The 26655-nt window shown below is 48.5% G+C and carries 30 protein-coding genes; 12 read left to right on the plus strand and 18 right to left on the minus strand.

Annotated features, from left to right (window positions below):
- Positions 1-3: 3 nt before the first annotated feature.
- On the plus strand, positions 4-1011 hold the full coding sequence (locus tag ACKRDP_RS01685) for a GGDEF domain-containing protein (protein ID WP_409153018.1): 1008 nt from the start codon (positions 4-6) through the stop codon (positions 1009-1011).
- Here the strand turns inward: ACKRDP_RS01685 and ACKRDP_RS01690 are convergent.
- The 4 genes from ACKRDP_RS01690 to ACKRDP_RS01705 are packed head-to-tail and all read right to left on the minus strand — an operon-like array spanning position 1006 to position 3970.
- A complete protein-coding gene (locus ACKRDP_RS01690) occupies positions 1006-2346 on the minus strand; it encodes an MATE family efflux transporter (protein WP_409153019.1) in 1341 nt (446 codons plus the stop codon). The two genes, ACKRDP_RS01685 and ACKRDP_RS01690, sit on opposite strands and share 6 nt — an antisense overlap.
- A complete protein-coding gene (locus tag ACKRDP_RS01695) occupies positions 2336-3082 on the minus strand; it encodes a patatin-like phospholipase family protein (protein WP_409153020.1) in 747 nt (248 codons plus the stop codon). The genes ACKRDP_RS01690 and ACKRDP_RS01695 overlap by 11 nt, the downstream gene beginning before the upstream one ends.
- Positions 3072-3545, minus strand: coding sequence for a 2-C-methyl-D-erythritol 2,4-cyclodiphosphate synthase (gene ispF, locus ACKRDP_RS01700; RefSeq protein ID WP_409153021.1), 474 nt, complete (start codon positions 3543-3545; stop codon positions 3072-3074). Before ispF ends, ACKRDP_RS01695 begins: the two co-directional genes overlap by 11 nt.
- On the minus strand, positions 3542-3970 hold the full coding sequence (locus ACKRDP_RS01705) for a DUF420 domain-containing protein (protein ID WP_409153022.1): 429 nt from the start codon (positions 3968-3970) through the stop codon (positions 3542-3544). Before ACKRDP_RS01705 ends, ispF begins: the two co-directional genes overlap by 4 nt.
- A gap of 87 nt (positions 3971-4057) precedes the next feature.
- On the opposite strand from ACKRDP_RS01705, the gene ACKRDP_RS01710 reads away from it, so the two are divergent.
- The 3 genes from ACKRDP_RS01710 to ACKRDP_RS01720 all read left to right on the plus strand — a co-directional run bounded on the left by ACKRDP_RS01710 (position 4058) and on the right by ACKRDP_RS01720 (position 5792).
- Positions 4058-4201, plus strand: coding sequence for a hypothetical protein (locus tag ACKRDP_RS01710; RefSeq protein ID WP_409153023.1), 144 nt, complete (start codon positions 4058-4060; stop codon positions 4199-4201).
- Positions 4202-4293: 92 nt separating this feature from the next.
- The gene (locus tag ACKRDP_RS01715) at positions 4294-4809 is read left to right on the plus strand and encodes a fasciclin domain-containing protein (protein ID WP_409153024.1); all 516 of its coding nucleotides are present in this window, start codon (positions 4294-4296) and stop codon (positions 4807-4809) included.
- Positions 4810-4841: 32 nt separating this feature from the next.
- Entirely contained in the window at positions 4842-5792 is a 951-nt protein-coding gene (locus tag ACKRDP_RS01720) for a YbgA family protein (protein ID WP_409153025.1), read from the plus strand.
- Here ACKRDP_RS01720 and carB read toward each other — a convergent pair.
- Positions 5789-7462, minus strand: coding sequence for a carbamoyl-phosphate synthase large subunit (gene carB / locus ACKRDP_RS01725; RefSeq protein WP_409153026.1), 1674 nt, complete (start codon positions 7460-7462; stop codon positions 5789-5791). The genes ACKRDP_RS01720 and carB overlap by 4 nt on opposite strands.
- A 32-nt stretch (positions 7463-7494) precedes the next feature.
- On the opposite strand from carB, the gene uvrA reads away from it, so the two are divergent.
- Genes uvrA through ACKRDP_RS01745 form a run of 4 tightly spaced genes read left to right on the plus strand, consistent with a single transcriptional unit; the run spans position 7495 to position 11512 of the window.
- On the plus strand, positions 7495-10278 hold the full coding sequence (gene uvrA, locus ACKRDP_RS01730) for an excinuclease ABC subunit UvrA (RefSeq protein ID WP_409153027.1): 2784 nt from the start codon (positions 7495-7497) through the stop codon (positions 10276-10278).
- Between the two features lie 49 nt (positions 10279-10327).
- Positions 10328-10666 carry a hypothetical protein gene (locus tag ACKRDP_RS01735; protein ID WP_409153028.1) on the plus strand — a complete coding sequence of 113 codons (339 nt, stop codon included), beginning with the start codon at positions 10328-10330 and terminating at the stop codon, positions 10664-10666.
- Positions 10663-11115, plus strand: a complete 453-nt coding sequence (locus tag ACKRDP_RS01740) for a TIGR00725 family protein (protein ID WP_409153029.1) — start codon at positions 10663-10665, stop codon at positions 11113-11115. Before ACKRDP_RS01735 ends, ACKRDP_RS01740 begins: the two co-directional genes overlap by 4 nt.
- A 43-nt stretch (positions 11116-11158) precedes the next feature.
- Positions 11159-11512 (plus strand): hypothetical protein, encoded by a 354-nt coding sequence (locus ACKRDP_RS01745; RefSeq protein WP_409153030.1) that lies wholly within the window; start codon positions 11159-11161, stop codon positions 11510-11512.
- Here the strand turns inward: ACKRDP_RS01745 and ACKRDP_RS01750 are convergent.
- Together ACKRDP_RS01750 and ACKRDP_RS01755 are read right to left on the minus strand one after the other, a co-directional pair.
- On the minus strand, positions 11495-12256 hold the full coding sequence (locus ACKRDP_RS01750; protein WP_409153031.1) for a YhjD/YihY/BrkB family envelope integrity protein: 762 nt from the start codon (positions 12254-12256) through the stop codon (positions 11495-11497). The two genes, ACKRDP_RS01745 and ACKRDP_RS01750, sit on opposite strands and share 18 nt — an antisense overlap.
- Positions 12240-13352 (minus strand): KamA family radical SAM protein, encoded by a 1113-nt coding sequence (locus ACKRDP_RS01755; protein WP_409153032.1) that lies wholly within the window; start codon positions 13350-13352, stop codon positions 12240-12242. Before ACKRDP_RS01755 ends, ACKRDP_RS01750 begins: the two co-directional genes overlap by 17 nt.
- Here ACKRDP_RS01755 and ACKRDP_RS01760 point away from each other — a divergent pair.
- On the plus strand, positions 13332-14066 hold the full coding sequence (locus tag ACKRDP_RS01760; RefSeq protein ID WP_409153224.1) for an SIR2 family NAD-dependent protein deacylase: 735 nt from the start codon (positions 13332-13334) through the stop codon (positions 14064-14066). The genes ACKRDP_RS01755 and ACKRDP_RS01760 overlap by 21 nt on opposite strands.
- Complete coding sequence (gene thyX / locus ACKRDP_RS01765; protein ID WP_409153033.1) at positions 14063-14992, plus strand: FAD-dependent thymidylate synthase; 930 nt, start codon at positions 14063-14065, stop codon at positions 14990-14992. The genes ACKRDP_RS01760 and thyX overlap by 4 nt, the downstream gene beginning before the upstream one ends.
- On the opposite strand, the gene rpmA is transcribed toward thyX, so the two are convergent.
- The 9 genes from rpmA to ACKRDP_RS01810 all read right to left on the minus strand — a co-directional run bounded on the left by rpmA (position 14982) and on the right by ACKRDP_RS01810 (position 23419).
- Complete coding sequence (rpmA, locus tag ACKRDP_RS01770) at positions 14982-15248, minus strand: 50S ribosomal protein L27 (RefSeq protein WP_409153034.1); 267 nt, start codon at positions 15246-15248, stop codon at positions 14982-14984. The genes thyX and rpmA overlap by 11 nt on opposite strands.
- A gap of 1 nt (position 15249) precedes the next feature.
- Positions 15250-15549, minus strand: coding sequence for a 50S ribosomal protein L21 (gene rplU, locus ACKRDP_RS01775; protein WP_409153035.1), 300 nt, complete (start codon positions 15547-15549; stop codon positions 15250-15252).
- A 58-nt stretch (positions 15550-15607) separates the two neighbouring features.
- Positions 15608-15832: an alpha-fetoprotein enhancer-binding protein gene (locus ACKRDP_RS01780; protein ID WP_409153036.1), complete on the minus strand. Its 225-nt coding sequence runs from the start codon at positions 15830-15832 to the stop codon at positions 15608-15610.
- A 48-nt stretch (positions 15833-15880) separates the two neighbouring features.
- The gene (locus tag ACKRDP_RS01785) at positions 15881-16357 is read right to left on the minus strand and encodes a peroxiredoxin (protein WP_409153037.1); all 477 of its coding nucleotides are present in this window, start codon (positions 16355-16357) and stop codon (positions 15881-15883) included.
- 43 nt (positions 16358-16400) lie between these two features.
- Positions 16401-18362, minus strand: coding sequence for a 2-oxoglutarate carboxylase large subunit (cfiA, locus tag ACKRDP_RS01790; protein WP_409153038.1), 1962 nt, complete (start codon positions 18360-18362; stop codon positions 16401-16403).
- 12 nt (positions 18363-18374) lie between these two features.
- Positions 18375-19793 carry an acetyl-CoA carboxylase biotin carboxylase subunit gene (accC, locus tag ACKRDP_RS01795; RefSeq protein ID WP_409153039.1) on the minus strand — a complete coding sequence of 473 codons (1419 nt, stop codon included), beginning with the start codon at positions 19791-19793 and terminating at the stop codon, positions 18375-18377.
- Between the two features lie 10 nt (positions 19794-19803).
- The gene (locus tag ACKRDP_RS01800; RefSeq protein WP_409153040.1) at positions 19804-20220 is read right to left on the minus strand and encodes an OsmC family protein; all 417 of its coding nucleotides are present in this window, start codon (positions 20218-20220) and stop codon (positions 19804-19806) included.
- Between the two features lie 119 nt (positions 20221-20339).
- The gene (locus tag ACKRDP_RS01805; protein WP_409153041.1) at positions 20340-22298 is read right to left on the minus strand and encodes a PhoX family protein; all 1959 of its coding nucleotides are present in this window, start codon (positions 22296-22298) and stop codon (positions 20340-20342) included.
- A gap of 80 nt (positions 22299-22378) precedes the next feature.
- Complete coding sequence (locus ACKRDP_RS01810; protein WP_409153042.1) at positions 22379-23419, minus strand: FAD-dependent oxidoreductase; 1041 nt, start codon at positions 23417-23419, stop codon at positions 22379-22381.
- A gap of 19 nt (positions 23420-23438) precedes the next feature.
- On the opposite strand from ACKRDP_RS01810, the gene ACKRDP_RS01815 reads away from it, so the two are divergent.
- Together ACKRDP_RS01815 and pheA are read left to right on the plus strand one after the other, a co-directional pair.
- The gene (locus ACKRDP_RS01815; RefSeq protein WP_409153043.1) at positions 23439-23873 is read left to right on the plus strand and encodes a hypothetical protein; all 435 of its coding nucleotides are present in this window, start codon (positions 23439-23441) and stop codon (positions 23871-23873) included.
- Positions 23873-24964 (plus strand): prephenate dehydratase, encoded by a 1092-nt coding sequence (gene pheA / locus ACKRDP_RS01820; RefSeq protein ID WP_409153044.1) that lies wholly within the window; start codon positions 23873-23875, stop codon positions 24962-24964. Before ACKRDP_RS01815 ends, pheA begins: the two co-directional genes overlap by 1 nt.
- Here the strand turns inward: pheA and ACKRDP_RS01825 are convergent.
- Together ACKRDP_RS01825 and ACKRDP_RS01830 are read right to left on the minus strand one after the other, a co-directional pair.
- Positions 24950-25813, minus strand: coding sequence for a DUF58 domain-containing protein (locus tag ACKRDP_RS01825; RefSeq protein WP_409153225.1), 864 nt, complete (start codon positions 25811-25813; stop codon positions 24950-24952). The genes pheA and ACKRDP_RS01825 overlap by 15 nt on opposite strands.
- Positions 25785-26651 (minus strand): slipin family protein, encoded by an 867-nt coding sequence (locus ACKRDP_RS01830; protein ID WP_409153045.1) that lies wholly within the window; start codon positions 26649-26651, stop codon positions 25785-25787. Before ACKRDP_RS01830 ends, ACKRDP_RS01825 begins: the two co-directional genes overlap by 29 nt.
- Positions 26652-26655: the final 4 nt, after the last annotated feature.

Raw genomic sequence — 26655 nt, forward strand, 5'->3', positions numbered from 1 at the left:
GAAATGAACAGGTGCGAACTTTATTTAAAAATAACGAGGGGGTTGCCTCTCAAGGACGAGGAGGTTAAATTGCTCGGAGAGATAATAAGAGAGGAGCTAAAGTTTCTTGTGAGGAACAACATACTGCCCACGCCAAGAAACTATGAGAAGTGGTTTCTGGTATTTTGCCACCTTCTTGAGAAGGGAAGGCTGCCTTCAGATGCAGAGCTGGTGGAGATATACCAGAGTATGTATAACGGTGAGAAGATAAGCGATGTTAAGTTTGATGTGGAGATGACTCTTGAGGTGCTGAGCAAGCTGGTGGAAGAGTTCCACAGACTCATAAAAGAGCACAGAGAATACGCCGATAAAAAGGAAGAAGAGCTATCAAGTATAGAGAAAAAGGCGATTGAAAGTGAGCTGACCCCACTCATACTGGAGCTTCTCATGCACTTAAGGGACATAAAGGCTCAGAACGAGAGGTTCCTCAAGAGAATAGAAGAGCAACAGCATATGATAGAGGAGCTCAGGGAGAGGCTGGAGCAGGCAGAGGCAGAGGCAAACATAGACTATCTTACCAATACCTTCAACAGGCGGTCCTTTGAAAGGGCGCTCAAGGAAGCCTTTGATGAGTATAAGAAAAGATATGCTCTCTTCTCTCTTGTCCTTATTGACCTTGATGGCTTCAAAAAGATAAACGACCTATATGGTCATTCTGCGGGGGATTTGGTTCTAAGGCGTATAGCACATCTGTTCAGACAGAGTCTGAGGGCCAAGGATATACTGGCAAGATGGGGGGGTGACGAGTTTGCAGTGCTGATGCCGGGGACAAGGAAAGAACAGGCAATAAATGTGGCTGAAAGGCTGAGAAAAGCCGTTGAAGACCTTGAGATAATAGTTGAAGGGCAGAAGATTAGACTCTCCTTCAGCTACGGTGTGGTAGAGTCTGAGGACAGGTTCTCCAGCCTGGAAGATATGATAAAAGAGGCTGATGAGCTCATGTATCAGCAAAAGAAAAACAGGGCTTTATAGGTTTTTCCTTATTTCTCTCCTGTATGCCCAGTAGAAGATGAGAGCCCTCAGGGTAGTTTCAAGGCTCATGAAGACCCAGGGGACTATGGGGTTGGGCAACACCTTTAACACCAGCAGGGAGGGGATAATCCTGAACAGCCAGAAGGATGAAAGGTTAACCACAAGGGGTATGTGGGTTTTCCCCATACCCTTCAGAGAACCTGAGAAGATACTGGCGTAAGCCATCTGAGGCTGAGACAGGGCAACTATTACAAGATAGTAAACCGCATACTCTATCACTTCTCTATCTCGTGTGAATATAAGGGAAAAATACTGTGGAAAAAGGGCTATTAAGAGCCCTATAAAACCCATTACCAGTGCTGTGGTATGGGCACTTACCCTCACCCCATAGTCAAGCCCTCTGAAGTTCCTTGCACCGTAGTTCTGACCTGCAAGGGTGGTTGAGGCAATCATCATGCCAAAGCCTATCATGAAGGAAAGGCTCTCCACCCTCAGTCCCACCTGATGGGCCGCCAGTGCCTTGTCTCCAAACTGGGCTACAAGTCCCACGAAGATGTTGAAGGAAAGGCTCGTAAAGGCCCTCTCTACAGCTGTGGGCGTTCCAATGCGGAGCATCTGGAGCAGGATGTCCCCTCTCAGGCTCATCCTGACGGGGAAGGGCTTTCTGTGTCTTGCATACAGGTATGCGTAGAATACAAGCCCCACAAGCTCTGAGAGGGCTATGCCCCAGCCTGCTCCTGCCACCTCAAGCCTTGGAAAGCCAAACTTTCCGTATATGAGAAGATAGGCAGAGCCTATGTTGACCACGTTCATGAGAAGGGCAACTTTGAAGGGAGTTTTTGTATCTCCATATCCGTTGTATGCTGCATATAGGGCGTTTGTGGCAAAGCCCACTGTTATGAAGAGAAAAACGGGCTCTAAATATTCTCTCGCAAGGCTAACCACCTTCTGGGAAGCACCAAAGGTCAGCATAAGGTATGACACGAGCTCCTCGCCCCAGAAGGTGAGTGGAAGGGCTATCAGGAAGGAAAGGGCAATTCCCCACAGAAGTGCAGGAGATGGGTCTTTACCCGCACCCACCCTCTGAGCGACGAGCACGGAAGTGCCCGTGTAGGCAAGTGCCATCAGGGAGTATATAAACCAGAGCATACTGGCAGAGTATCCCACCGCCGCCACCGCAGAGGCAGAAAGCCCTGAGACAAGGATTATGGAAAAGGCACTTTCTATTGTGTAGAGCAGGTTTGAAAGGATTATGGGAAGTGCCAGCTTAAGGACTCTTCTGGCAACCCTCAGTTTTCCCTCTGAGGGGTCTATGAGAATTCTGTTATCGGGCATAGGACCTCATTACCTGCATGGTTTTCTCATAGCCAAGTCTGTATATTTCTTCCGCTTTGAGGAGACTGAGGGGCGAATAGGCGTATAGCTCTGGCTCTATGACCACATGGCAGAGCTCTTTTCTCTTTTCCACGTTGGACCGGACCGCCAGCAGAAAACTTCTCACAAGTATCTGAAATATATTCCCAACTTTTTCTATTGGTGCGTTCGGGTTTACATCCACACCTACGAGAAGGCCTTCCATGTCTATTAGAGGTTCAACGGGTAAGTTGTTGGTTATTCCTCCATCCATCAGGAGATGGCTTCTGTATCTTACAGGTTCAAATATGCCCGGCAGGGCACAGCTACCTAAAAGGATGGGGAAAAGACTTCCACTGTCAAAGTAATGGGTCTTGCCGCTTTTCAGGTCCACCGCACCTATGAAAAGCCTTTTCTTTAACTCCTCTATCCTGTCCACAGATAGCATGCCTCTGAGGTAAACTTCTGCACCTTTCAGGGACACAAGCCCAAGCCTCGGCACAGTGGGTCTGAGATACCTGAGCCAGTCCCTTGACTTTACCACTCTGAGCATCTCCTCCGGACTGTAGCCGTCGCAGTAAAAGGCTCCAACAAGAGCCCCTGCACTTACACCACTGACAGCTGATATCTCAAAACCCAGCTCCTCAAGAGCTTTTATGACGCCTATATGGGCTATGCCACGGGATGCTCCACCTGAGAGGGCAAGGTTAACCTTCATGCATTAAAAGGATAGTGCAAAAACAGGCAATGCCTTCTTCTGTGCAAAAGCCTTCTCTGCTCTTTCCCTTTATTGAGATGTTTTCCTGGGCTGTCTCAAGGAGCTCCGAGAGTTTTTTCTCTATAAGACCCTTGTAGGGTGCTATTCTGGGTTGGTCTGCGATGAAAAGGCAGTCAAGGTTGACTATCCTGTAGCCCCTTGCCTTCATCCTGCGCAGGGCTTCCTGAAGGAAGAGCACCGAGTCTGCATCCTTCCACCTGGGGTCCGTGTCGGGGAAAAGCTGTCCTATGTCTGGCTCCCCAAGGGCTCCCAGTATGGCGTCAGTTATGGCATGAAGAAGCACATCTCCGTCAGAATGTCCTTTGAGCCCCTTTGGAAATTCTATACGCACACCACCCAGTTTTAGAGGTTTACCCTCCTCAAACCCGTGGGAGTCAAAGCCAAGCCCTATTCTTATGTTCATCTGTTGAGAAACTGCATGAAGTAAAAGATAAGCCAGCCGGTTACGGCCACATAAATCCAGACGAAGGCGGTTATGGGTGCTATTTTTCTGTGCTTTTCAAAAAGGCCTTTGAGGGCATACCTGAGAGTTATGACCGCAAGGGGGAAGTTCACTATGGCAAGGGCGGTATGCGACCAGAGAATGAAAAGAAAAAGCCCCCTATAGGGTCCTTCATACTTCCCCACCGGCACAAGCCCCTGAGCCTGAAGGACGTTCCTCAAAATGTAGAGGAAAACGAAGATGAGCGCAAACACGGAGGCGGTTATCATGGCCTTTTTGTGGGCTTCCCTTTTCCCTGCCCTGATAAGGAATACACCCAGAACTATCGCCAACCCGCTTATGGATATGGTGAGCATACTCAGTATGGTTACAAAGGTTGTGAGCATACGCTCTATTATACAACCAGAAGTCTACCGATGGTTTAACGAATTTTTAACAATTAACACCCATATTGGCTTAAAAGGAGGTGGGCTATGATAGTTCAGGTTAGGGTGAAGTTACACAGAGGGGATGTGGAAGGTATCATCAGAAGAGTTTTTATATGCCCCGCAACATCCAGTCGTAAAAAGGGCAGGGCTGCGATGTCACATATCAATTCTAAAAAATACAAAGCGTAAAAATTACTGATTGAAACATAGAAATGAACACTTTCAAAGACCTGTGGTATTCATGAAGATTTTTTTAATTAAAACCATCAGGAGGTGTAGTCATGCTAAGAACTGTTTTCTTCAAAAAGGCCCTTCTTGGCACTGCAGTTTTTTCCTTTGCCCTTGGGCTGGCTGTAGCCGGTATGCACGAAAAGGGCGGTCAAAAGGCAGCGGCAAAGCCTAACATAGTCCAGACTGCCCAGCAGGCAGGTCAGTTCAAGACCTTGCTCACAGCCCTCAAAGAGGCCGGTCTTGAGGAAACTCTGGCAACCAAGTGCTGTTTTACCGTCTTTGCACCCACCGACGAAGCCTTTGCTAAGGTGCCAAAGGACAAACTGGACGCCCTTCTCAAAGACAAGGAAGCTCTCAAAAAGGTCCTTCTCTATCATGTAGTTGAAGGCAAGGTCTACTCGAAAGACCTCAAAGACGGACAGAAGGTAAAGACCCTTCAGGGTCAGCAGGCAACCATAAGCCTTAAGGGCGGTCCAAAGATTGACAATGCCAACATAGTAAAGCCAGACATAGAAGCCTCCAACGGCGTCATTCATGTCATAGATACGGTCATAATGCCCAGGTGAGCCACTTGCCCCTTCGGGGGCTCTCATATAAAATGCTCTATGTGAGAGCCTTTCCGAGACCAAGGGTAGTAGTCAGTGCATGCCTTAACCTCAAGCCCGTCAGGTATAACGGTCAGGAGGTCAGAGACGAGTTTGTGCTCAGGCTTCTTCCATACTGCGAAGTGATAGAGGTCTGTCCTGAGGTTTCCATAGGTCTTGGCGTTCCAAGGGACAGGATAATAGTTTATAAAAAGGATGAGGGTTTTGGTCTCTCTCAGCCATCAACGGGGCTTGAGCTCACCGACAAGATGGAAAGCTTTACGGGGGAGTTTCTCAGGAGTCTCAGAGATATTGATGGCTTTATACTCAAGAGCAAATCCCCATCCTGCGGTGTTTCCAACACAAAGGTATACAGAAACCCAGAGGGGAAGGAGTTTTACTCAAAGGGAAAGGGGTTTTTTGCCATGAGGGTGCTGGAAAACTTTCAAGACCTTCCCGTAGAGGATGAAGGCAGGCTAAAGAGCCCAGAGCTCAGAGAGCATTTTCTAACAAGGCTTTTTGCCCTTGCGGACCTGAGAGAAAGCACAGGGAGAATGCAGGAGGTAAGTGAGCTTATGGAGTTTCATCAGAGATACAAGTATCTCTTAATGGCCCACTCTCAGGTGAAGTTAAAGGCTATGGGGAGGCTGGTGGCTAACGCGAAAATGGAAAACTTCAGAGAAACTCTGGAGGAATACAGAAGGCTTTTCATAGAAGCTCTCAAGAGAAGGCCCTCGGTGGGTCAGCATGTGAACACCATAATCCACATCTTCGGACATCTCTCAAAAAACTTCAACCCACAGGAAAAGGCCCACTTTATGAGGCTTGTAGAAAACAACAGGGGAGGAAAGATAGACAGGAAGATACTTTTGGAGTTTCTAAGGAGCTACGCCTACAGGTTTGAAAACCAGTATCTTATGACTCAGACCTACCTTCAGCCCTACCCGGAGGATCTCCAGAATTAGTCTTCGTCCAGAAGCTCTCCGTCTTCCAGCGTGTAGTAGGGTCTTTCGTAGCTTGAGTAGTAGTAGGGAGTATATGCAATAAACTCGCCGGCGCATGTGTCCACGCCCTTGAAGGCAGGGAAGACGTTCCACCTCACCCTGAGGCTTCTTACCTCCTCTTCTGAGACCCCTCGCAGTCTTGATATCTCTCTGTCAGAGTATCCCATCTCTTTGGCAAGCCTAAGAAGGTCCAGAGTAAGCTCCTGCTCTCTCAAAACCCTTTCAAAGTCCACAATCTGTTTCATGTTTTCTAAGAACCATGGGTCAATCTTTGAAAGCTCGTATACCTCTTGCACCCTGTAGCCCCTTCTGAAGGCAGCAGATATATACCATAGTCTGTCGGGATTTGGCACTCTGAGCCCTCTTCTGAGTTCCTCCTCCTCAAGGTCTGAGTAGTCTGGAAAGGCAAGACCGTAAACATCCTGCTCAAGGCTTCTTATGGCTTTGCCAAGAGCCTCCTTGAAGGTTCTGCCTATTGCCATAACCTCACCCACAGACTTCATCATGGTGCCGAGGGTTCTCTCCGTTCTTGGAAACTTGGCGAAGTCAAAGCGTGGTATTTTTACCACCACATAGTCTATGGAGGGTTCAAAGGAAGCAGGCGTATGCTTTGTTATGTCGTTCTTGAGCTCATCAAGAGTGTAGCCCACCGCCAGCTTCGCAGCAACCTTTGCTATGGGAAAGCCCGTTGCCTTTGAAGCGAGGGCGGAGGAGCGAGAAACCCTGGGGTTCATCTCTATCACATAAAAGTCTCCGTTCTCCGGGCTCACTGCAAACTGTATGTTGGAGCCACCCGTGTCCACCCCTATCTCCCTCATAACCTCAATGCAGGCATCCCTCAAGATTTGATACTCCTTGTCTGTCAAAGTCTGTGCCGGTGCTACAGTGATGGAGTCTCCCGTATGGACACCCATAGGGTCAAAGTTCTCAATGCTGCAGACTATTATCACGTTGTCCTTTGAATCCCTTATCACTTCAAACTCAAACTCCTTCCATCCAATAAGAGACCTGTCTATTAGCACCTGACCTATGGGGGAAGTTTTGAGGGCTACTTCTACTTTCTCTTTAAACTCCTCCATGTTATAGGCAATAGAGCCCCCTGTGCCTCCAAGGGTGAAGGCAGGTCTCAGGATTGCTGGAAAGCCGACCTCTCTCACCCTTTCAAGGGCCTCCTGAAGGGAAGATACCACCACGCTTGGGGGGACCTTCAGACCTATCTTCTCCATAGACTTTCTGAATAGGTCTCTATCCTCTCCTTTTTTTATGGCTTCATAATTGGCACCTATGAGCCTGACACCGTATCTTTCAAGAATTCCCTCCTCGTAGAGTTTTACCGCGAGGTTGAGGGCTGTCTGCCCCCCAAGGGTTGGCAGAAGGGCGTCGGGTCTCTCAACCCTTATGATTTCTTCCAGCACCTCCACCGTGAGGGGCTCAATGTATGTCCTGTGGGCAAACTGAGGGTCTGTCATAATGGTGGCAGGGTTTGAATTAACCAGCACCACCTCGTAGCCTTCTGAAATTAGAGCCTTGCACGCCTGAGTGCCCGAGTAATCAAACTCTGCCGCCTGACCTATTACTATGGGCCCCGAGCCTATGATGAGTATCTTTTTTATGTCGGTGCGTCTGGGCATTAAGGTTTATATTTTATACTATTCTGCAAGGGATGTTTGACCACATACTCATCCGCGGTGCCCGCCAGCACAACCTCAAAAACATAAACCTTGATATACCAAAAAACAGGCTTGTAGTTATAACAGGCCCCTCAGGTTCTGGCAAATCCTCTCTCGCCTTTGATACTATATACGCAGAAGGGCAGAGGAGGTATGTGGAGTCCCTTTCCTCTTACGCAAGGCAGTTTCTTGGAGTGATGGAAAAGCCCGAAGTGGACATAATAGAGGGTCTGTCTCCCGCCATTGCCATAGACCAGAAGACCACCTCCAGAAACCCACGCTCCACGGTGGGAACGGTCACAGAGATTTACGACTACATGAGGGTGCTCTGGGCAAACGTGGGAAAGCCCCACTGTCCTGAGTGCGGGAGGCTCCTTGAAGGGCTTTCTGCCCACGAGATTCTGGAAAAGGTCTGGGAAAGATACAGGGGAAGACGCATAGCTGTGCTTTCCCCACTTGTGAGGGGTAAGAAGGGAGAGTTCAGGGAGCTCTTTAAAGAGCTTGACCGCATGGGCTTTTCAAGGGTAAAGGTGGACGGTGAATACATGCGTATTCTGGAAGTGCCACCTCTTGACAAAAATAGAAAGCACCACATAGACCTTGTGGTAGACAGGCTGACCCTTGAAGAAGAGGAAAGAGCAAGGCTTCTGACCGCAATGGAAAGAGCTCTGGAGCTCTCAAAGGGACTCCTGAAGGTGGAAGATGTGGAAAGCCAGAGGGAGGAGGTCTTCAGTGAGCGCCTCACCTGTCCGGACCATGGCTTTTCCATACAGGAGCTATCTCCAAGGCTCTTTTCCTTCAACTCTCCATACGGTGCCTGCCCTGCCTGCAAGGGACTGGGCGTAAAGTGGGAGGTGGATGTAAGGCTACTTGTAGATGAGAAAGAGCCGGCGGTGGATGCCTTCAGAATAACGGACTCTTCCTTCTTTGACTACCTGAGATATCCTGTGATGAACCTTCTGAGAAAGCTGGGCTACGACCCGAGGATACCCTTCAAGGAACTCCCTCAGAGCGTAAGGAGCCTTCTTCTGTATGGGGGCTCTGTGGAGGGTGGAAGTTTTGAGGGTATTGTCAAGCACCTTGAGAGGAGGTTTCTTGAGGAGGAGTCTGAGAGGCTCAGAGAAGAGATTGCAGAGTTCATAAGAGAAAAGCCATGTCCCGAGTGTGGTGGTGCCAGACTTAAACCCGAAGCCCTTTCTGTGCTGATAGAGGGCAAAAGTATATGGGATTTGGTGCGGATGCCCATAAGGGAGGCAAGGGAATTCTTTGATAACCTTATATACAGGCTCGGTGGTAAGGACCTCCTGGTGGCGGAAAGACTCATAAAAGAGATATCGGACAGGCTCGGCTTTCTGCTCAATGTGGGGCTGGATTATCTTGACCTGGCGCGCAGTGCCACCACCCTCTCTGGTGGAGAGATGCAACGCATAAGACTTGCCACCCAGATAGGCTCAAAGCTCACTGGCGTTCTGTATGTGTTGGACGAGCCTTCCATAGGACTACATCCCAGAGATACAGACAAGCTCATAAACACCCTCAAAGACCTCAGAGACCTTGGAAACACGGTCATAGTAGTGGAGCATGACCCAGAGACCATCCTCAGTGCTGACTGGGTCATAGACATGGGTCCGGGGGCTGGAAAGAAGGGGGGTGAGGTGGTCTTTCAGGGAAGGGTGGAGGAGATGTTCTATGACGAAAGGTCTCTTACGGGGGCATATCTCTCTGGCAGGCTCTCCATAGAAGTGCCCTCTGTGAGGCGAAAGCCAAATGGCAGATGGCTCAGGATAGCGGGAGCAAGAAAGCATAACCTCAAGAACATTACCGTGGAAATACCCGTGGGTCTTCTGGTGTGTATCACTGGAGTTTCTGGAAGTGGTAAATCCACGCTAATATACGATATCCTGTGGGAGTATGCGAGAGCGGTCTTTTACGGTGGCACGCCGCAGCTGGAGGGCTTTGACCGCATAGAGGGACTTGAGCACTTTGACAGGGTCATAAACATAGACCAGTCCCCCATTGGCAGAACGCCAAGGTCAAACCCTGCCACCTACACCAAAGTCTTTGACCACATAAGGGAGCTCTTTGCCCAGACACCGGAGGCAAGGGCAAGGGGCTACAACGCAGGAAGGTTCTCTTTTAATGTCAAAGGTGGAAGGTGCGAAGCCTGTCAGGGAGAGGGAGTCATAAAAGTGGAGATGCACTTCCTGCCCCCCGTGTATGTGCCCTGCGATGTGTGTAAGGGCAAAAGATACAACAGAGAGACCCTTGACATCCTATACAAGGGCAAGAGTATAGCCGATGTGCTGGACATGACGGTGGACGAGGCCTACGAGTTTTTTGAAAACATTCCCCCAGTGAGGAGAAAGCTACAGCTTCTTAGAGATATAGGGCTTGGCTACATAAGGCTGGGACAGCCAGCAACCACCCTCTCCGGGGGTGAAGCCCAGAGGATAAAGCTCTCAAGGGAGCTATCTAAAAAGGAAGCTGGCAGAACCCTGTATCTGCTGGATGAACCCACCACAGGGCTCCACATGGATGATGTGAAAAGGCTCATAGACATACTACAGAGGCTTGTGGAGAAAGGCAACACGGTGGTGGTCATAGAGCACAACCTTGATGTAGTCAAGTGTGCAGACTGGGTTATAGACCTGGGACCAGAGGGAGGGGACAGGGGAGGTTATCTGGTGGCTGTGGGCACTCCGGAAGAGGTGGCGGAAAACCCACACTCTTACACTGGATATTATCTGAAAAAGGTGCTACAGGGTGTTAAGGCTTGAAGACAGGCTTATAATTTAAAACGTGATGTTGAACTATGAAGTATAGAGAATGCTTGAAGAGGAGCTGGGTAAAGAAAAGGCAGATAGAGTGGCAAAAGTGCTGGAGGAGAGCCTGAAGGTCATAGAGGAGAAGGCAAGGGAGCAAAAGCCCATTCTCAAAGCTGAAATAAAAGAGGAATTAACAAAGGAACTTGTGACCAAGGAGGAGCTTCAGATAGTCAAGCTGGAACTGGAAAGGAGAATTGACGTCCTTGAGGCTAAGCTGGAAGGAAGAATTGACAGGCTTGAGCTTTACCTGAAAATCCTCATAGGTCTTGTGGTGCTTGGGCTTACCTTGCTTAATCCTGTCTTTGTGGAGTTTGTAAAAACCATCTTTGGTCTGAAATGAGGCAGGTTGCAGTTATTGGCTCATCCACGGCGGAGCCTGAAAGCGAAGAATACCAGCTGGCATACCAGCTCGGAAGAGAGATAGCTAAGAGAGGCTTGATAGTGGTCTGCGGGGGGCGTGGGGGCGTGATGGAGGCGGTATGCAGAGGAGCTAAGGAAGAAGGAGGTCTTACAGTAGGGATACTGCCCTCCTACACCGGCGAGGAGGCGAACCCTTATGTGGACATAAAGATAAGAACTGGCATGAACTGGAACAGAAATCCTCTTGTGGTTGCCAGTGGGGATGTGGTTGTCGCCATAGGAGGAAACTGGGGAACCCTCTCTGAGATTGCCTACGCCCTGATACTTGGAAAGCCCATAATAGGCTGCAGAACTCACCGAGTTGAAGGAATAATTCAGGCGGAGCACCTTGAGGAAATCCTCCTTTTTCTTGACAGACTCCTCAGTTGAAAATTCCTCTCAACAGACCATATTTATAGTGGAGGGTTGAAAGATGGACCAGGAACTATTCTTTCTTGAAGACCTGCTCTTTAAAAGCACCGCTCAGGAGATAGAAGAAAGATATGAGGAGGTGGTCCAGCTCTATGCCCACGACCCGGAAATTCTCAACATTGCCAAAAGCATAAAGGGTATGTGCGACTACATAATGCAGACCTACAGGGAGATTCCAAACCCCGAGAAAAAGCTTGAAGAGAGCCTCTACACAACCCTCTATCAGGTGCTGAGAGACCTGAATATCACACTCTACGACCTTTCCATAGCGGAGGGCGAACAGATATACTACGTTCTATCCTCCGCCTACCAGAAGCTCAACGGAGCCAACAACCTCTTAGAGAGGCTCGTCTAATCTCCTGATAAAGCATACACCCAGAAGAAGGCAGAAAAAGGAGTAATAAAGCCACACAAGAAAAAGAAGTGGTGAGCCTATAACGCTATAAAGAGGGCTTGCACTTAGCAGTTTTACCACGATAAGTGAAAAGAGTTTATTCAGAAGCAAAAGCAAAAAGGCAACAAAGGCAGAAGCAAGGAAAACTTGCCTTCTGGGGCGAAAGTATGAAGAGTAAAGCATGCCGAGTATGGAGAAAAGAAGCATAAAGTTGAGTAGCTCTGTAAGCCTCTGATATAGGCTGCCAAGGTATGACTTGCTCAGGGCAAGCAGGGCTACTGCAAGGGATAGGACTGCTGTGTAGAGAACAAGCAGAAAAGGCATGTATACCCAGAAGAAGACCTCACTCTCTAAGGGCTTTTTCCGGTAAACAAAGCCAAAGGATATGTTGAGAGTCTTGGCAAAAGAGAGGGAAAAGTAATATGCAAGAGCAAGGGACAGAAGCGAACCAGAGGCTCTTTTTTCGTAAATGGGCAGGAGCTTGTCAAAGACCAGCTCCGCATGAGAAGGGAAAAGACCCTTCGCATACTCATAAACCCTTACAGGTTCAAGAAGAGGCAGATACATGGACACAAAGCCAAGAAGCATTATCACAGAGCCCACAACGGTAAGAAATTGATAGGTGAGCGAGGCACTGTGATAGCCAAGGTTTTCTCTGAAGGAATCCAGGAGGGAGAAAAGGAGAGCCCTAAAAAACCTTCGCATCTTCTATGGTGTATTTCACGTAACCGTTAATTGGGCTTTTGAAGGTGTAGGTGTTTCCCTCCCTGTGCAGTATGTAGCTGGGGCTTATGGGAACCTTTCCCTTACCGCCGGGGAGGTCTACCGCATAGGTGGGTATTCCCATGCCCGATATTCTGCCTCTGAGAAACTCCATTATTTCAAGACCCTTCTCAAGGCTCGTTCTGAAGTGCACAGCCCCCTTGACAGGGTCACAGTGAAAGAGATACACTGGACGCACCTTTATTCTCAGAAGCTTTCTCATTAGCTCAAGCATAACCTCAGGCTTATCATTCACACCCTTTAAAAGAACTGTCTGATTGTTAACTGGCACTCCGTGTTTCAGAAGGTTCTCAACAGCCTCTGCGGACTCTTCTGTAATCTCTGCAGGATGGTTGAAGTGTGTGTTTATCCATACAGGAGAGTGCCTTTCAAGAAGCTTCAGAAGTTCTTTATCAAAAAACCTCTGGGGTGCAAGCACGGGAAGCCTTGTGCCAATCCTTATGACTTCCACATGGGGAATTTCTCTTATTTTTGAGAGCACATAGCTCAGCTTTTCGTTGCTCACCGAAAGAGGCTCACCGCCGGAGAGGAGCACTTCCCTTACCTCTTGGTTAGCCCTCACATACTCTATAAACTTGTCAATTTCCTCCCTTGTCCTTGACCTTTCACCCTCCTGAAAAATCCTCTTTCTCATGCAGTGCCTGCAGTAGACTGCGCAGAAGGTGGTGAGGGTAAAAAGCACCCTGTCAGGGTATCTGTGCGTAAGCCCCGGGATGTCTCCCTCTTCCCTGAAGGGGTCCGGCTCTCCCATGCTCTGAACCCTTTCCTCCACCTCCACCACCCTTGGAATTGCCTGAAGCCTTATCGGGTCGCTTGGGTCGCTTGGGTTTATAAGAGAAAGGTAATAGGGCGTTATAGCCATGGGATAGAGCCCTTCAGTGCGGTCTATGCCCTCTTCCTCTTCTGGTGTTAAATCTATGTATCTTCTTAACTCCTCCTTTGTCCTTATCCTGTTTTGCACCTGCCAGTGGTAGCTATGCCAGAGCTCCTCGGGAACATGGGAAAAAAACCTTCTCATGGCAGAGATATAATTATCTCACATATGAAACTTGCTGTCCTCACTGGTGCAGGCATATCTGCAGAAAGCGGTATTCCCACCTTCAGAGGAAAAGATGGTCTCTGGAGAAATTTCAGACCTGAGGAACTGGCAACTCCGGAGGCTTTTGCAAGAAATCCTGTGCTTGTGTGGGAGTGGTATCTTTGGAGAAGGAGTATAATCGCAAAAGCGGAGCCAAATGAAGGACACATGGTCCTTGTAGAGCTTGAAAGAAGGCTTGGCGATGGCTTTTTGCTCATAACCCAGAATGTGGATGGGCTTCATCAAAAGGCGGGCTCACAGAGGATTGTGGAACTGCATGGAAACATATGGAAAGTCAGATGTCTTGCCTGCGGGCTTGTGTATTACGATTACAGAACCTCTTATGAGGACCTTCCACCCAAGTGCAGAGGATGTGGTGGTCTTATCCGTCCTCACGTGGTCTGGTTTGGAGAAAGCCTCCCAGAGAATGCTCTCAGCACCGCTTACCTGTGGGCTCAATCATGCCAGGTATTTGTATCCATAGGCACATCTGCAGTGGTATATCCCGCGGCAGAGCTTCCCTTCATAGCCAAGAGGTATGGCGCAAAGGTCATAGAAATAAACCCAGAAAGCACGCCCCTTTCTTCCATAGCGGATGTTATAATTAGAGAGCCAGCCAGCACAGGCGTAAAAAAACTTCTGGAGGTCTTATGAAGATTCACCTGATGGGTTCTGACCAAAGGATTGTTAGGTGTGCACGTGTTTCTTTTGGTAAAGATGAAGAGGTTGACAGGGAAAGAGACACAAGGCTCATAAAATACCTTCTTCAGCACAGGCATGCTTCGCCCTTTGAACATGTGGTTATTGCCTTTGAGGGCAGCAGGGAACTATGGCTCAGCATACTCAATAAACTTCCAAGCCCTGCGGTGCAGGTTTATTATTCTGGAGGATACCTGTGGGTAAACCTCAGAAACTACATAAATGCTGTGGAGCTATTCCCGCCAGAGGTTGAAGGTCTCCTCTGCGAAAGATTGCCGGCAACAACTGCAATCATGAGGGGTAAAGAACCGGATGGCTACTCCACAGATACAGCCTACATGAAGGAAAGAAGAGAAACCTCCTCCGGCTGGGTAGGTCTTGTGGACAGCCTTGAGCTGGGGACGGATATGGACTACTATGCCTTTGTGGTGGAGTGTCCCCTCTTTGTTGCCCGCCAGTGGCACAGGCACAGGTTTGGCTCCTACAACGAGGTTAGCAGAAGGTATGTGAGCTACGAGCCTGAATTTTACGTTCCTGAGTATCTGAGAAAACAGGCAAAGAGCAACAAACAGGCTTCCCTTGAAGAACCTGTGGAGGAGCCATGGAACTCCCTTTTCCTCAAAAAGATAAGGTGGTATATACAGGACCTTCAAGAGCTATACAGGGCAATGACAGAAAAGGGAATTGCAAGGGAGCTGGCAAGGGGCATACTGCCCCAGTTTATGAAGACAAGGTTTTACTGGACCGTTCCCAGAGTATCTCTTGACAACTTTATAAGCCTGAGAACCCATGAGGGTGCGCAGAAGGAGATAAGAGAGTTTGCAATGGCTATAAAGGAGCTCGTGGGTTACAGAGGAAGCGATAAAAGCCTCAGACTGTAGCAGCCTCCAGAGGAAGGACGCTTACTACCTTTTTATTTCTTCTGCTTTCAAACTTAACAACGCCATCAACCAGAGCAAAGAGGGTGAAGTCCGAACCCATACCCACATTTACGCCGGGATAAACCTTTGTCCCTCTCTGTCTTATGAGAATATTTCCTGCCCTGACAAGCTGACCATCATGCCTCTTTACGCCAAGCCTTTTGGAATGACTGTCCCTTCCGTTTCTTGTTGAACCTCCACTTGCCTTGGATGCCATATCAGACCTCCTTTATATCCTTTATCAGTATCTCTGTGTAAGGCTGTCTGTGTCCTCTCCAGCGTTTGTAGTTCTTTTTTGCCCTGAACTTGAAGACGGTGACTTTCCTTTGTCTGTCGTGGGAAAGAACCTCAGCCACAACCCTACCCTTACCAAGCTCTACAGAGCCGTCTTCTTTTCTCAAAAGTATGGGGGTTAACTCGATGGTTGAGCCAGCATCGTAGGGCAACCTCTCTACCCTCAATTTCAGACCCTTTTCAACCTTATACTGTTTTCCACCTGTTTCTATAATTGCGTACATCCTACCTCTCCGAAAGAAAAAGCTAAAAAAACGCAAGGGGGGCAATGCCCCCAGGTTTTTATTTCTTCTGCTCTCCTGCGGGCTGCTGCTGTTCTGCAGGCTTCTGCTCTGCAGGTTGCTGCTGTTGCTGCTGTTGCTCCGCAGGCTGTGCAGGCTGAGCTGGCTGTGCAGGCTGCTCCTGTGCAGGCTGAGCTGGCTGTGCAGGCTGTTCAGCAGGCTTTTGCTGGCAGGATGCTGCCAGGAGTGCAAGGCTTGCAACTCCGAGTGCTATGAACTTCCTCATTTTAGCTACCTCCTTTATAGGTTATATAAGCTAACATTATACAGCCTGTCAAGTTAGACTGTCAAGTTCCTTGAGAAGGGACCCTACGTGCCCCTTTGCCTTTACATTGTAGAGAGCCTTTAATATCTTACCCTCTGGAGCTATCACAAAAGTGCTCCTGATAACACCCTCTGTTTCCTTCCCATACATCTTCTTTTTGCCATAAGCTCCATAAGCCCTCAAGACCTCTTTTTTAGGGTCGCTGAGAAGGGTAAAGTTCAGTCCGTATTTTTCCCTGAACTTTCTATGGGACTGAACACTGTCTGGGCTTATACCTACCACCCTGAAACCTTTTGACTTCAGGCTGTTGAGGTTATCTCTGAAATCACATGCCTCCTGAGTGCAACCCGGAGTGTCATCCTTTGGGTAAAAGTAAAGTATGAGTGGCGAAGAAAGAAGGTCTTTAAGGCAAAACCTTCCTTCCCTTCCTTCTTCATCTATTCCTTCAAGACAGAACTCTGGAGCAAGGTCTCCTTCTTTCAGCATGCTAATATTATACGACAGGTGGGGGGACCTGCCCCCACCATTCTCATCCGTATGTGTCACCTTCGGGTTTAACTGCCTCTATCCTCAGGAGAGCATCATCGGGAGTTACATTGTCCCCGGGCTTTACGAATATCTTCTTGACCACGCCCGTTATGGGAGCATGTATTTCATTTTCCATCTTCATGGCTTCCACTATGGCTACCGTCTGTCCTTCAGAAACTGGCTGACCTTCCTGCACGAGAACCCTGACCACCCTTCCGGGCATGGGTGCAGTGGCGTCTCCGGGCTGGGTTGCTTTTGGTATGCCCTTTTCCTCCGCCTGAGCCACAGCCTGAGGCACACCTCCAGAGGGTATGGCTTCAAGCTGAGGAGTTAGCTGGACTTCCTCCAGTCTTCCGTCAACCCTCACATAGTATTTTCTTGGTTTTCCTGGTTCAGCGTGGGCGCTCACGCCCTCAACTTTAACTTTGAACTTCTCACCATGGTATATAACCTCAAACTCCACAGGGGCTGCGCCGGGGACAGTGCCGGGTTTTACCTCTGTGGCTTCTGCAAGCTCTTCCATAGGCTCTGCCACCAGTTCTCCCTTCTCCCTTGCCGCAAGAAAGTCCTTTGCCTGCATGGGGAAAAGGGCATACAGAAGCACCTCTTCATCTGTGGGCTCCTTTCCAAGAAGGGCCCTTGTCTCCTCGTAGGCCCTGTCCCAGTCAGTGGGGTCTGCAAGGTCTGCAGCCCTTATGGAAAAGTCTGGCTCTTTTCCTGGTCCCAGTATTTTCTCAGCCAGTTCTCTGGAAATTGGACCCGGTGGCTTTCCGTATTTGCCCTCCACGTAGTCTCTGACTTCCTTGGTTATTACCTTGTATCTTTCACCGGATATTACATTCAGAACTGCCTGAACACCCACTATCTGAGAAGAGGGAGTCAGCAGCGGCGGATATCCAAGGTCTCTTTCCACGTTTGGAACCTCTTCAAGAGCCTCCTCTATCTTATCTATGGCGTTTGCTTCTATGAGCTGAGCTACCATGTTGGATATCATTCCACCCGGTATCTTGTGTATAAGCACCTTGGCGTTCACGCCTGCGTATTCCGTCTCATACTTTTTGTATTTTTTGCGTATCTGCTTCGTAATCTCGGCACATTCTTCTATTTTCTTTAGGTCCAGTCCCGTGTCAAAGGGTGTGCCCTCCAGCATGGCAACAACGGACTCCGTTGCGGGGTGGGATGAACCAAAGGCGAGGGGTGAAAGGACTGTGTCCACCATGTCCACGCCAGCCAGTATGGCCATCATGTGGTTTACTATGGCTGTTCCGCTCATGTCGTGGTTGTGAAGAAGAACTGGGAGCCTTCCACCAGTAGCTTCTTTTATCCTCTTTATGATGGTGTAGGTCTCAAGGGGCATGATTATGCCCGTTGCATCCTTAAAAGACAGCCAGTCCGCACCCATCTCCGCAATCTCGAGGGCATACTCCACCCACTTTTCTATGGTATGAACTGGGCTCCTTGTGTAGCTTATCTCTGCGTGGGCTTCCCCGCCCAGCTCCTTTATTGCCCTCACTGCAGTCTGTATATTTCTGTTGTCGTTGAGGGCATCAAAGACCCTGAAGACGGTTATACCGTTGGCAATAGACCTTTCCACAAACTTGTAGACCAGTTTGTCAGACTTGGGCCTGTATCCCACGATATTCTGACCCCTGAAAAGCATCTGCAGTTTAGTGTTTGGCATGACCTCCTTTATGCGCCTGAGCCTTTCCCATGGGTCCTCTTTCAGGTATCTCAGGCAAACGTCATAAGTGGCACCGCCCCACACCTCAACCGCATAGAAGCCCACCTTGTCCAGCTTTTCACACAGGGGAAGAAGGTCATCGGTTCGCACGCGCGTTGCCAGCTTGCACTGCTGTCCGTCTCTTGGTGTGAGGTCTGTGATAAGTATCTTTTTCTTGAAGCCAGACCTTTCCAGCTCCTTGAGCTGTGCCTGAATCTCTTCCATTATCTCCACAGCCTGCATGCCTTACCTCCTTTAGAGTCCATGGTATGCGGCTATAGCCGCAGATATAAAGGCTACAAAATCTTCCTTGTTTCTCACCTCCTCATACTCAAAGAGATGAGGATGTGTTTCAAGATATTTTGTGTTAAATCTGCCTGCCCTGAAATCTGGGTCTTTCATGATTTCTATGAGAAGTGGTATGGTGGTTTTTATGCCCGTTATCTCATAGGTCTCAAGGGCCGCCTTCATTCTGTCTATGGCAACTTCCCACTGGGGTGCCCAGACTATGAGCTTGGCTATCATGGAATCATAATAGGGTGAAATCTCATATCCCCTTGATGCGGCGTGCTCTACTCTTATGCCAAAGCCACCGGGAGCATAGTATCTCTCTATGGTCCCTATGCTGGGGGCAAAGTTCTTCTTGGGGTCTTCTGCGTTTATCCTGACCTCTATGGAGTAACCGTTGAACTTTATATCCTCCTGTCGGTATCTAAGTGGCTCACCCGCTGCAATCCTGAGCTGCCACTTAACTATGTCCACTCCTGTTATCATCTCGGAGACAGGATGCTCCACCTGAATACGGGTGTTCATCTCAATAAAGTATATGTTGCCCTTCTCATCCGCCACAAACTCCATAGTGCCGGCGCTGTAATAACCAATCTCTTTTGCCGCCTGTGCCACAAGCTCACCGTAATAAGCCCTCTTGCCGGGTGTTAAGAGGAGCGAGGGTGCGATTTCCACCAGCTTCTGGTTCCTCCTCTGTATAGAGCAGTCCCTTTCTCCAAGGTGTATCACATTTCCATATTTGTCTCCCAGCACCTGAAACTCTATGTGGTGTGGGTTTTCTATGTATTTTTCAAGAAGAAGGTCTCCCCTTCCAAAGGCCTTCAGAGCTTCGTTGTAAGCACTTTCGTAGTTTTTCAGAAGCTCTTCTTCATTCCTGCATATCCTTATACCTCTTCCACCTCCACCTGCAGAGGCCTTCAGAAGCACGGGATAGCCTATCTCCCTGGCGATGTGCCTTGCCTCCTGTTCATCTTTGAGTATTCCATCGCTCCCCGGCACAGTGGGAAGCCCGGCCTTTTTGGCTATTTCCTTTGACCTTGCCTTGTCTCCCATAAGCTCTATGACCTTCCAGTGAGGACCTATGAAGTTTATGCCCTTCTCCTCGCAGAGCCTTGCAAAGTTTTCATTCTCTGCAAGAAAGCCGTATCCGGGGTGGATGGCGTCCGCACCCACTTCAAGGGCAAGGTCCACGATACGCTCTGCGTTCAGGTAGGTGTCCAGCGGGTTGACCCCTATCATGTAGGCTTCGTCCGCCATCTTCACATGCCTTGCGGTAGACTCTATTTCGTTGTATATGGCGACGGTGCGTATACCCAGCTCCTTGCAGGCTCTTATGACCCTGCAGGCTATCTCACCCCTGTTGGCGATAAGAACCTTATTAAACATGCCCTGCCTCCTAAAGAAGCTCTATCCTGTATTCAATGGGTGCTACCCTGTTTATCATGTAAGCTATGGAGCATGTGCCGGGGTTGTATATGGTCTTATCAAGAGCCTTCCTCACGTCCTCTTCAGAAACTTCACCTTTAACTTTTACAAAAAGGTATATCTTTGTGAAAACCTTTGGGTAGCCCTCGGTGATTCTCTCGGCATCCGTTTCTATCTCTATGTGTTCAGTATGCTTGCCCTCCTTGTGAAGGGCTTCGTAAAGGTGTATGCCCACACAGCCCGCTATGGAGTGGAAAAGAAGCTCAGGAGGTCTTATACCCCTGCCCTTACCACCCACGTAACCCGCTGCGTCTATGGGCACTTCCCTGCCAGACTCGCCCGTGCCCACAAAGTGAAAATCCTCCTTCTGAACCACCTTCACCTTCATGCCTGCCTCCTGAAAATAGTGGGTAAAAATTATAAGCAAATTTTTCAAAAAGTGGTGGTTTTGGTCATAAAAAAATAAAGAGCCCCCTGCCGGGGGCGGTGGATGTATGCGTGGACCTTTCAGGCAAAAATGTCCCTTCCGTCCTTCCTCCAAACTGCTATGACAGAAGGCCTTGGAACCTGCACATTGTCCCCGTAAGGCCATCTAGAGGAAGGCTGGTTGGGATTACTGCCACCCTCCGCCTCTCCCGGATGCTGTATTGCACAGAAGAAGGTCTTCCAGTCATCGGAAAACTCTGGACCACATATTTCACAGCCCGGAACCCCTGAGAGGAACATCTTAAATTCCTTGTTTATAGGATTAAGCACGTAAACGCCATCGTTTTTCCTTAGCCTCACTGAGCTTGGGTTTCCATCTGTGGCAATCCATACATTGCCAAGTCTATCTATAACAAAGTTGTCTGGTGCAGATATTGCAGGTGTTGAGGAGCTTGCAGGCTGACCGTATATCACAAGCCTGTTGTTCTGGTCGGAGGCGTTGGGGTCACCACACAGAACTGGTATATTCCATGTAAAGGTGACCGAGGCAGGATTGCCGTTTGCTTCCCTTATTTCCAGTATGTGTCCCATTACGTTGTTGGCTCTGGGGTTTGCCCTATCAACCCCTGGTTGCCCGCTTGCTCCTCTCCTTTCGTTGTATGTGAGCGCTACCCATGCACTTCTGGTCACTGGATTCCATTCTATGTCTTCTGGCCTGTCCATTTTCGTAGCTCCAAGGGCATCTGCAGCTGCTCTTGTATTTATGAAACACAGAACTGGGTCATTTTTGAAAGCGTCCGGCAGGCTTGAATTTGGAGTTATTCTAAAGCTCCCGTCAGCATTTCTTTCCACTCTGGCTATGAGAAGCCACTGCCCGCTCAGGTCGTCGTTGAATTTTGCCGCATATAAATCTCCTTCATCAAGTAATCCAAAGTTTGCTTCCCTGTTGTTTGGGTTAAAAGCACCCTTTGTTATGAACTTGTATATATACTCAAAGCGTTCATCATCACCCATGTAAAAAACCACCCTACCATCAGGTGCAATAGCGTAAGTAGCGGCTTCGTGTTTCATCCTGCCCAGGGCTGTTCTTTTTATCGGTGCTCTATTAGGATTAAAGGGGTCAACTTCTACAACCCATCCGAACCTGAAGGCCTCCCTGGGTTCTCTTTCTATGTTGAACCTTTCATGTCCATTCTTATAAAAGCCGTAGTAATCCGCGAAGGTGGATGGAACACCATATCTCCTATGTATGCTCTTTATGAGGTCTGCATCCTCGCCAGTTATGTTGTCTCTATTTCCTCCAAAATAGCTGTGAAAGTTTTCTTCACAGGTCAGCACCGTTCCCCAGGGAGTTTTACCTGCGGCGCAGTTGTTCAGGGTTCCGAGGACGAAGGTTCCCTGGCTGTCATAAGAAGTTCTCATCAACCTGTGTCCTCTGGCGGGTCCGGATATATCGCACCTTGTAGAACCAGTTATTCTTCTGTTGTAGGGGGAACCCTTTACATACTCCCAGCTGCCATCGCTTTTCCTTCTTATCTCCACAACCGACAGCCCGTGGGCTTCCAGCATAAGGTTTGATTCCTCTCTGGTAGGTCTTCCTGCAGAGGGTGCGTTGTTGGTTATGAAGGGTTCGGGAAACATGAGTTCTGGATTGCAGTATTCATGATTTACCACAAGTATGTGCCTTCCATCTTGGGTTTTCAAATAGCCAACAAAGTCGCAGTTATAGCCAAAACAATTTCTCTGACGCTCCACGTCCTGTGCAGTTGGTCCACTCTGTCTTATCCTGTTCCAGTCAAGATTTGGCCCGCTATCCAGGGCATCTCCCCATCTTATAACCACATTATGGTTGAAGTCCTCAGGGAGAGTTATTCTGTCTTCGGTATTAGGCTGAATAGTTCTAAAGGTGAGAGGTTGGGTATCTCCACTACCTCCGCCACAGGAGAGTAGGGCAATGCCGGCACTACCATAAAGGGCACCTTTCAAAAGGTCCCTTCTGCTCATTGCTCTTGAAAGCACATCACCAAAGTATTCACTCATCTCAATACCTCCGGATACTTTTGAATAAATAGATTAGGGAAGAATTGTTAAAAAACCTTTAAGGTTCTGTTAAGATTTTGTTAAGAGAATCTATTTGGTGAAAACACACCTGTGAAATGTAAAACCCTGCCTCCTATGTATTCCTTGACGATGTTTGCAGTCAGAGGTGCATGAAGTATGCCGTTCCTGTGGTGCCCTGTGGCTACGAAATAGCTCTCTCCAGCTTCAAATATTGGCTTTTCATCTGGTGTTGCTGGTCTGTAGCCATAGTGCATGTTCATAATCTGTGCCTGTGAGAGGGAAGGTGCCACACGCACAGCACCTTCGGAAAGTCTGTTTAAGCCCTCAAGCGTGTTTCCACCCAGAAAGCCCACATCCTCTGAGGTGGCGCCCACATAGAGGTATCTTTTCCTGGGAATGAGGTAGGATATGGAGGAGTAGAGGACTTTTGGCAGCCCTGAACTTTTCAGTTTCATTCCCTGCCCCTTTATGGGATAGACTGGAAGGTCAAAAAGCTCTCTTGTCCAGGCACCCGTGGAGAACACGTAGAAGTCTCCCGTGTAATCGGATTTAAGACCCCTGAGCCTTTTAACTTCTCCCCCCTCTTTTATAACTTCTGTAATTTCATCTATAACAAAATCAACCCCAAGCCTTCCCATGGCAGAGAGGAGGGCATCCATCAACATCTCCGCATCTACCCAAGCCTCCTCAGTGTAATTAATAAGAGTAATAACCTCTGTGGAGAGTTGGCTGGCTTCAGAAGGCTCTACAAACTCAACTCCATAGCCTGCTTCCCTGTATCCTTCAGCTAACTCCAGAAGTCCCTCTTCACCCTTCAGCACAACTCTGTATATACCTTCCTGCCAGAAGTCTACACTTTGTCCTGAGACTTCCTTCACGAGCCTGAGGAACTCGGGATATTCCTTCAGACTACCGTAAGAGAAATCAAAGAGGTCTCCCCGCAATCCTTCAGAAAAAGGTGCCAGCATGCCACCTGCCACCCAGGAGGCTGCCTCCTCTGGGTTTCTTGTTATGACCTGAACCTTGTGTCCCTCAAGGGCAAGAAGGAGGGCAGAGCTAAGACCTATCACGCCACTTCCAACCACGATGATTTTTCTCATGGTATATAATTTACCTATTATGGGTGAACTTAAAAGAAAACTTGATACAGATTATGTTTACTTTGCGGAAGTTGAATTGCTTTTTAACTACGGGGTGGGTTATCCCGACCTTATAATCAAGCTAAGGGAGAAGGTTTACCAGGAGGGTCTGGAAGACAGTGTGTATGTGAAAAAAGCGGACAGAAAGCTCTTTCAGAATGTGCACAGGTTTCTTGAACTTCTTGAGGGTTCTGATGAGCCCATGCAGGATGACGACAGCCAGCCCATACAGAAGTGGTGGTGGCACCTTCACAAGATAGCAAAGGGAAGATATCCCAGCCTTATGCTCAGGGAATATCTGAGAGAGGTTTACAGGAAAAGAAGGAAATACTGGAAAGTAAAGGAGAAGGGTCTTTATTCTGTAAGGCATTCAACCAGTGAGGCGCTTGAAGGTTTGCACTTTGCCCGTAAATAATGGATGACCTAAAGAATTTAAGAAAAAAGATAGATAGCATTGACGAAGAGATTTTACGCTTGCTTAATGAAAGGGCAAAACTTGCAAAGAAAGCCGGTGAAATAAAGAAGAGAATGGGGCTTGAGGTTCACGCACCAGAGAGGGAAAGGGAGATAATAAACCGGATAATAATGCTCAACAGGGAACTTTACGGAGAAGAATTTCCGGCAGAGGCGGTAGTGCACATATACAGGGAAATAATCTCCGCCTGTCTTTCTCTTGAGAAGGAACTCAGGATTGCTTACCTCGGTCCAAAGGCAACCTTTACCCATCAGGCTGCCCTTGAATACTTCGGCTTTTCGGCCCATTACGTGCCAGTGAGCACCATAGGGGATGTCTTCAGGGAGGCGGAAGTGGGCAGGGTTGATTATGGCGTGGTTCCCGTAGAGAACACAACAGAAGGGGTGGTCAACTATACTCTTGACATGTTTCTAGAGTCTGACCTCAAAATTGTGGGGGAGATAGTGATACCCATAAGGCTCAACCTGCTTTCCACTGCCAGCAGTTTAGAGGACATAAAAACCATATACTCCCACAGGCATGCCCTTGCCCAATGCAAAGAATGGCTTAGGAGACATCTTCCTGAGGCAAACCTCATGGAAACTGAAAGCACTGCCAAAGCCTGTGAGCTTGTAATGGAGCTTGAAGATGCTGGAGCAATAGCAAGCGAGGTGGCTGCCTACACATACCATCTGAACATACTGGCAGAGAGCATACAGGACAATCTCAACAACTATACGAGGTTTCTGGTCATAGGTAAAAGGGGCATGAAGCCCACTGGCAAGGATAAAACGAGCCTCATATTCGCCATAAAGGATGAAGCTGGAGCTCTCTACAGAGCCCTTGAGAGCTTCTACAGATATGGTGTGAACCTTACCAAGATAGTTTCAAGACCTTCAAGAAAAAAGCTATGGGACTATGTGTTTTTTGTGGACCTGGAGGGTCATGCAGAAGAAGAGAGTGTGAGAGGTGCTCTGGAGCTACTAAAGGAAAGAGCCCAGCTGGTCAAGGTTCTTGGTTCATACCCAAAAGCTCTTCTACAGGAGGGCTAGTTCGGTAAGGAGCCTTTTCCTGTGAGAATTGCCCGTTGAAGGCTCTATTGTTCTGTTGGCAAGCCTGAGTCCTACAGCCTTCCCCTCTGAGGTAAGCTTTATTATTAAATGGGTGAGCTTTGAGATACGCTCTTCCAGACTGCCATCTACTATATCCAGACTGAGCATGACCGGTGGTGCTGACTCCTCTACCATCTCCTTCACATACAGATTTCCAGTTTTGGCAGAGAGCTTCCAGTGTATGAGCTTGATGGGTTCGCTGGAATACTCTCTTACCCCATGCAGTTCTTCATAACCCCGTTTTCTGCTCTGGAGGTTTGAATGCCCTCTTTCTCTTAGAGGGACGCTCAGAAACTTTTCCCTTGCAGGGACTGGATGCGGGAACACTATAAGGTTCAGGGGAATTTCAAGCCTGTAGAACCTTTCAAAAAGGCCCACCGGGAAAGTAGAGCTCACCTCAATGTCAAGGATAGGATGTAGCCCTCTTTTTTCAAAAACTACGGGCAGGTTGCCTTCAACCTCCCCCTGGACAAGGGGAAATACGCAATCACTTCCTTCTTTTCTTATTACTATGAGAAAGGAGGGTAATCTTTTTCTGTTTTTGACCACAACCTTGAAGGATGCCCTTGAGCCTGCATAGACTTCATCTGGAGGGATAAGGACCACTTCAAGCCCTCTCAGGTTATAGAGAGAGATAATCCCGGAAAGTAGCATAAAAGACAGCATGTAAGAGACCACGAGGTATAGCAGATTGTTGGCGGTGTTTACCGCCGCCACCCCAAGGAATATAGTTATACCAATAAATATTAGACCAGCTCTGTTAACCCTGACCCTGTATCTTACCTTCACCAAAGAATACCCTGAAAAGCTCCGTGGGTATAGGAACAAGAACGGTGTTTCCGGGCTTGTTGGCCACGTTCTGAATGGTCTCAAGATATCTGAGCTGTATGGCTATGGGCTGGGTTGCCAGTATCTGTGCCGCTTCTGCCAGCTTCTGAGCTGCCTGATATTCGGCCTCTGCGGTTATTATCTTTGCTCTTCTTTCCCTTTCGGCTTCTGCCTGTCTTGCCATTGCTCTACGAAGCTCTTCTGGCAGGTCTATTCTTTTCAGCTCAACGGCCACCACCTTTACTCCCCAGGGGTCTGTCTGTCGGTCAATTATCTCCTGTAATTGCAAGTTTAGCTTTTCCCTCTCTGAAAGCAGCTCGTCAAGCTCTGCAGCACCGCATACGCTCCTGAGGGTTGTCTGGGCTATCTGGGATGTGGCATAGAGATAGTTTTCTACCTGAACTATAGCCCTGACAGGGTCAACTACCCTGAAGTAAACCACCGCATCCACGCTCACGGACACGTTGTCTCTGGTTATTATGTCCTGAGTTGGCACATCAAGGGTGACCGTTCTCAGGTCCACCTTAACCATTCTGTCAATTACGGGGATAAGGATGAAGAGTCCCGGTCCCTTTGCACCAATTACCCTTCCAAGCCTGAAGATAACAGCCCTCTGATACTCTGGAACTATCTTTACCGCAACCGCAATAAAGATAACTACCGCTATAGCTATCACTATAAGGGGTGAAAAACCCATGGCTAATCCTCCTATGAATTTAAGTATGTCTCCTCCCGCTATGCTGGCAAGCACCACGAGGACAAAAAGCAAAAAGGGCAGAAGGTCAAGTATGGGCTTCATGGGC

Origin of the sequence: Pampinifervens navoyensis, assembly GCF_046159715.1 — a bacterium.
Lineage (GTDB): Bacteria > Aquificota > Aquificia > Aquificales > Aquificaceae > Pampinifervens.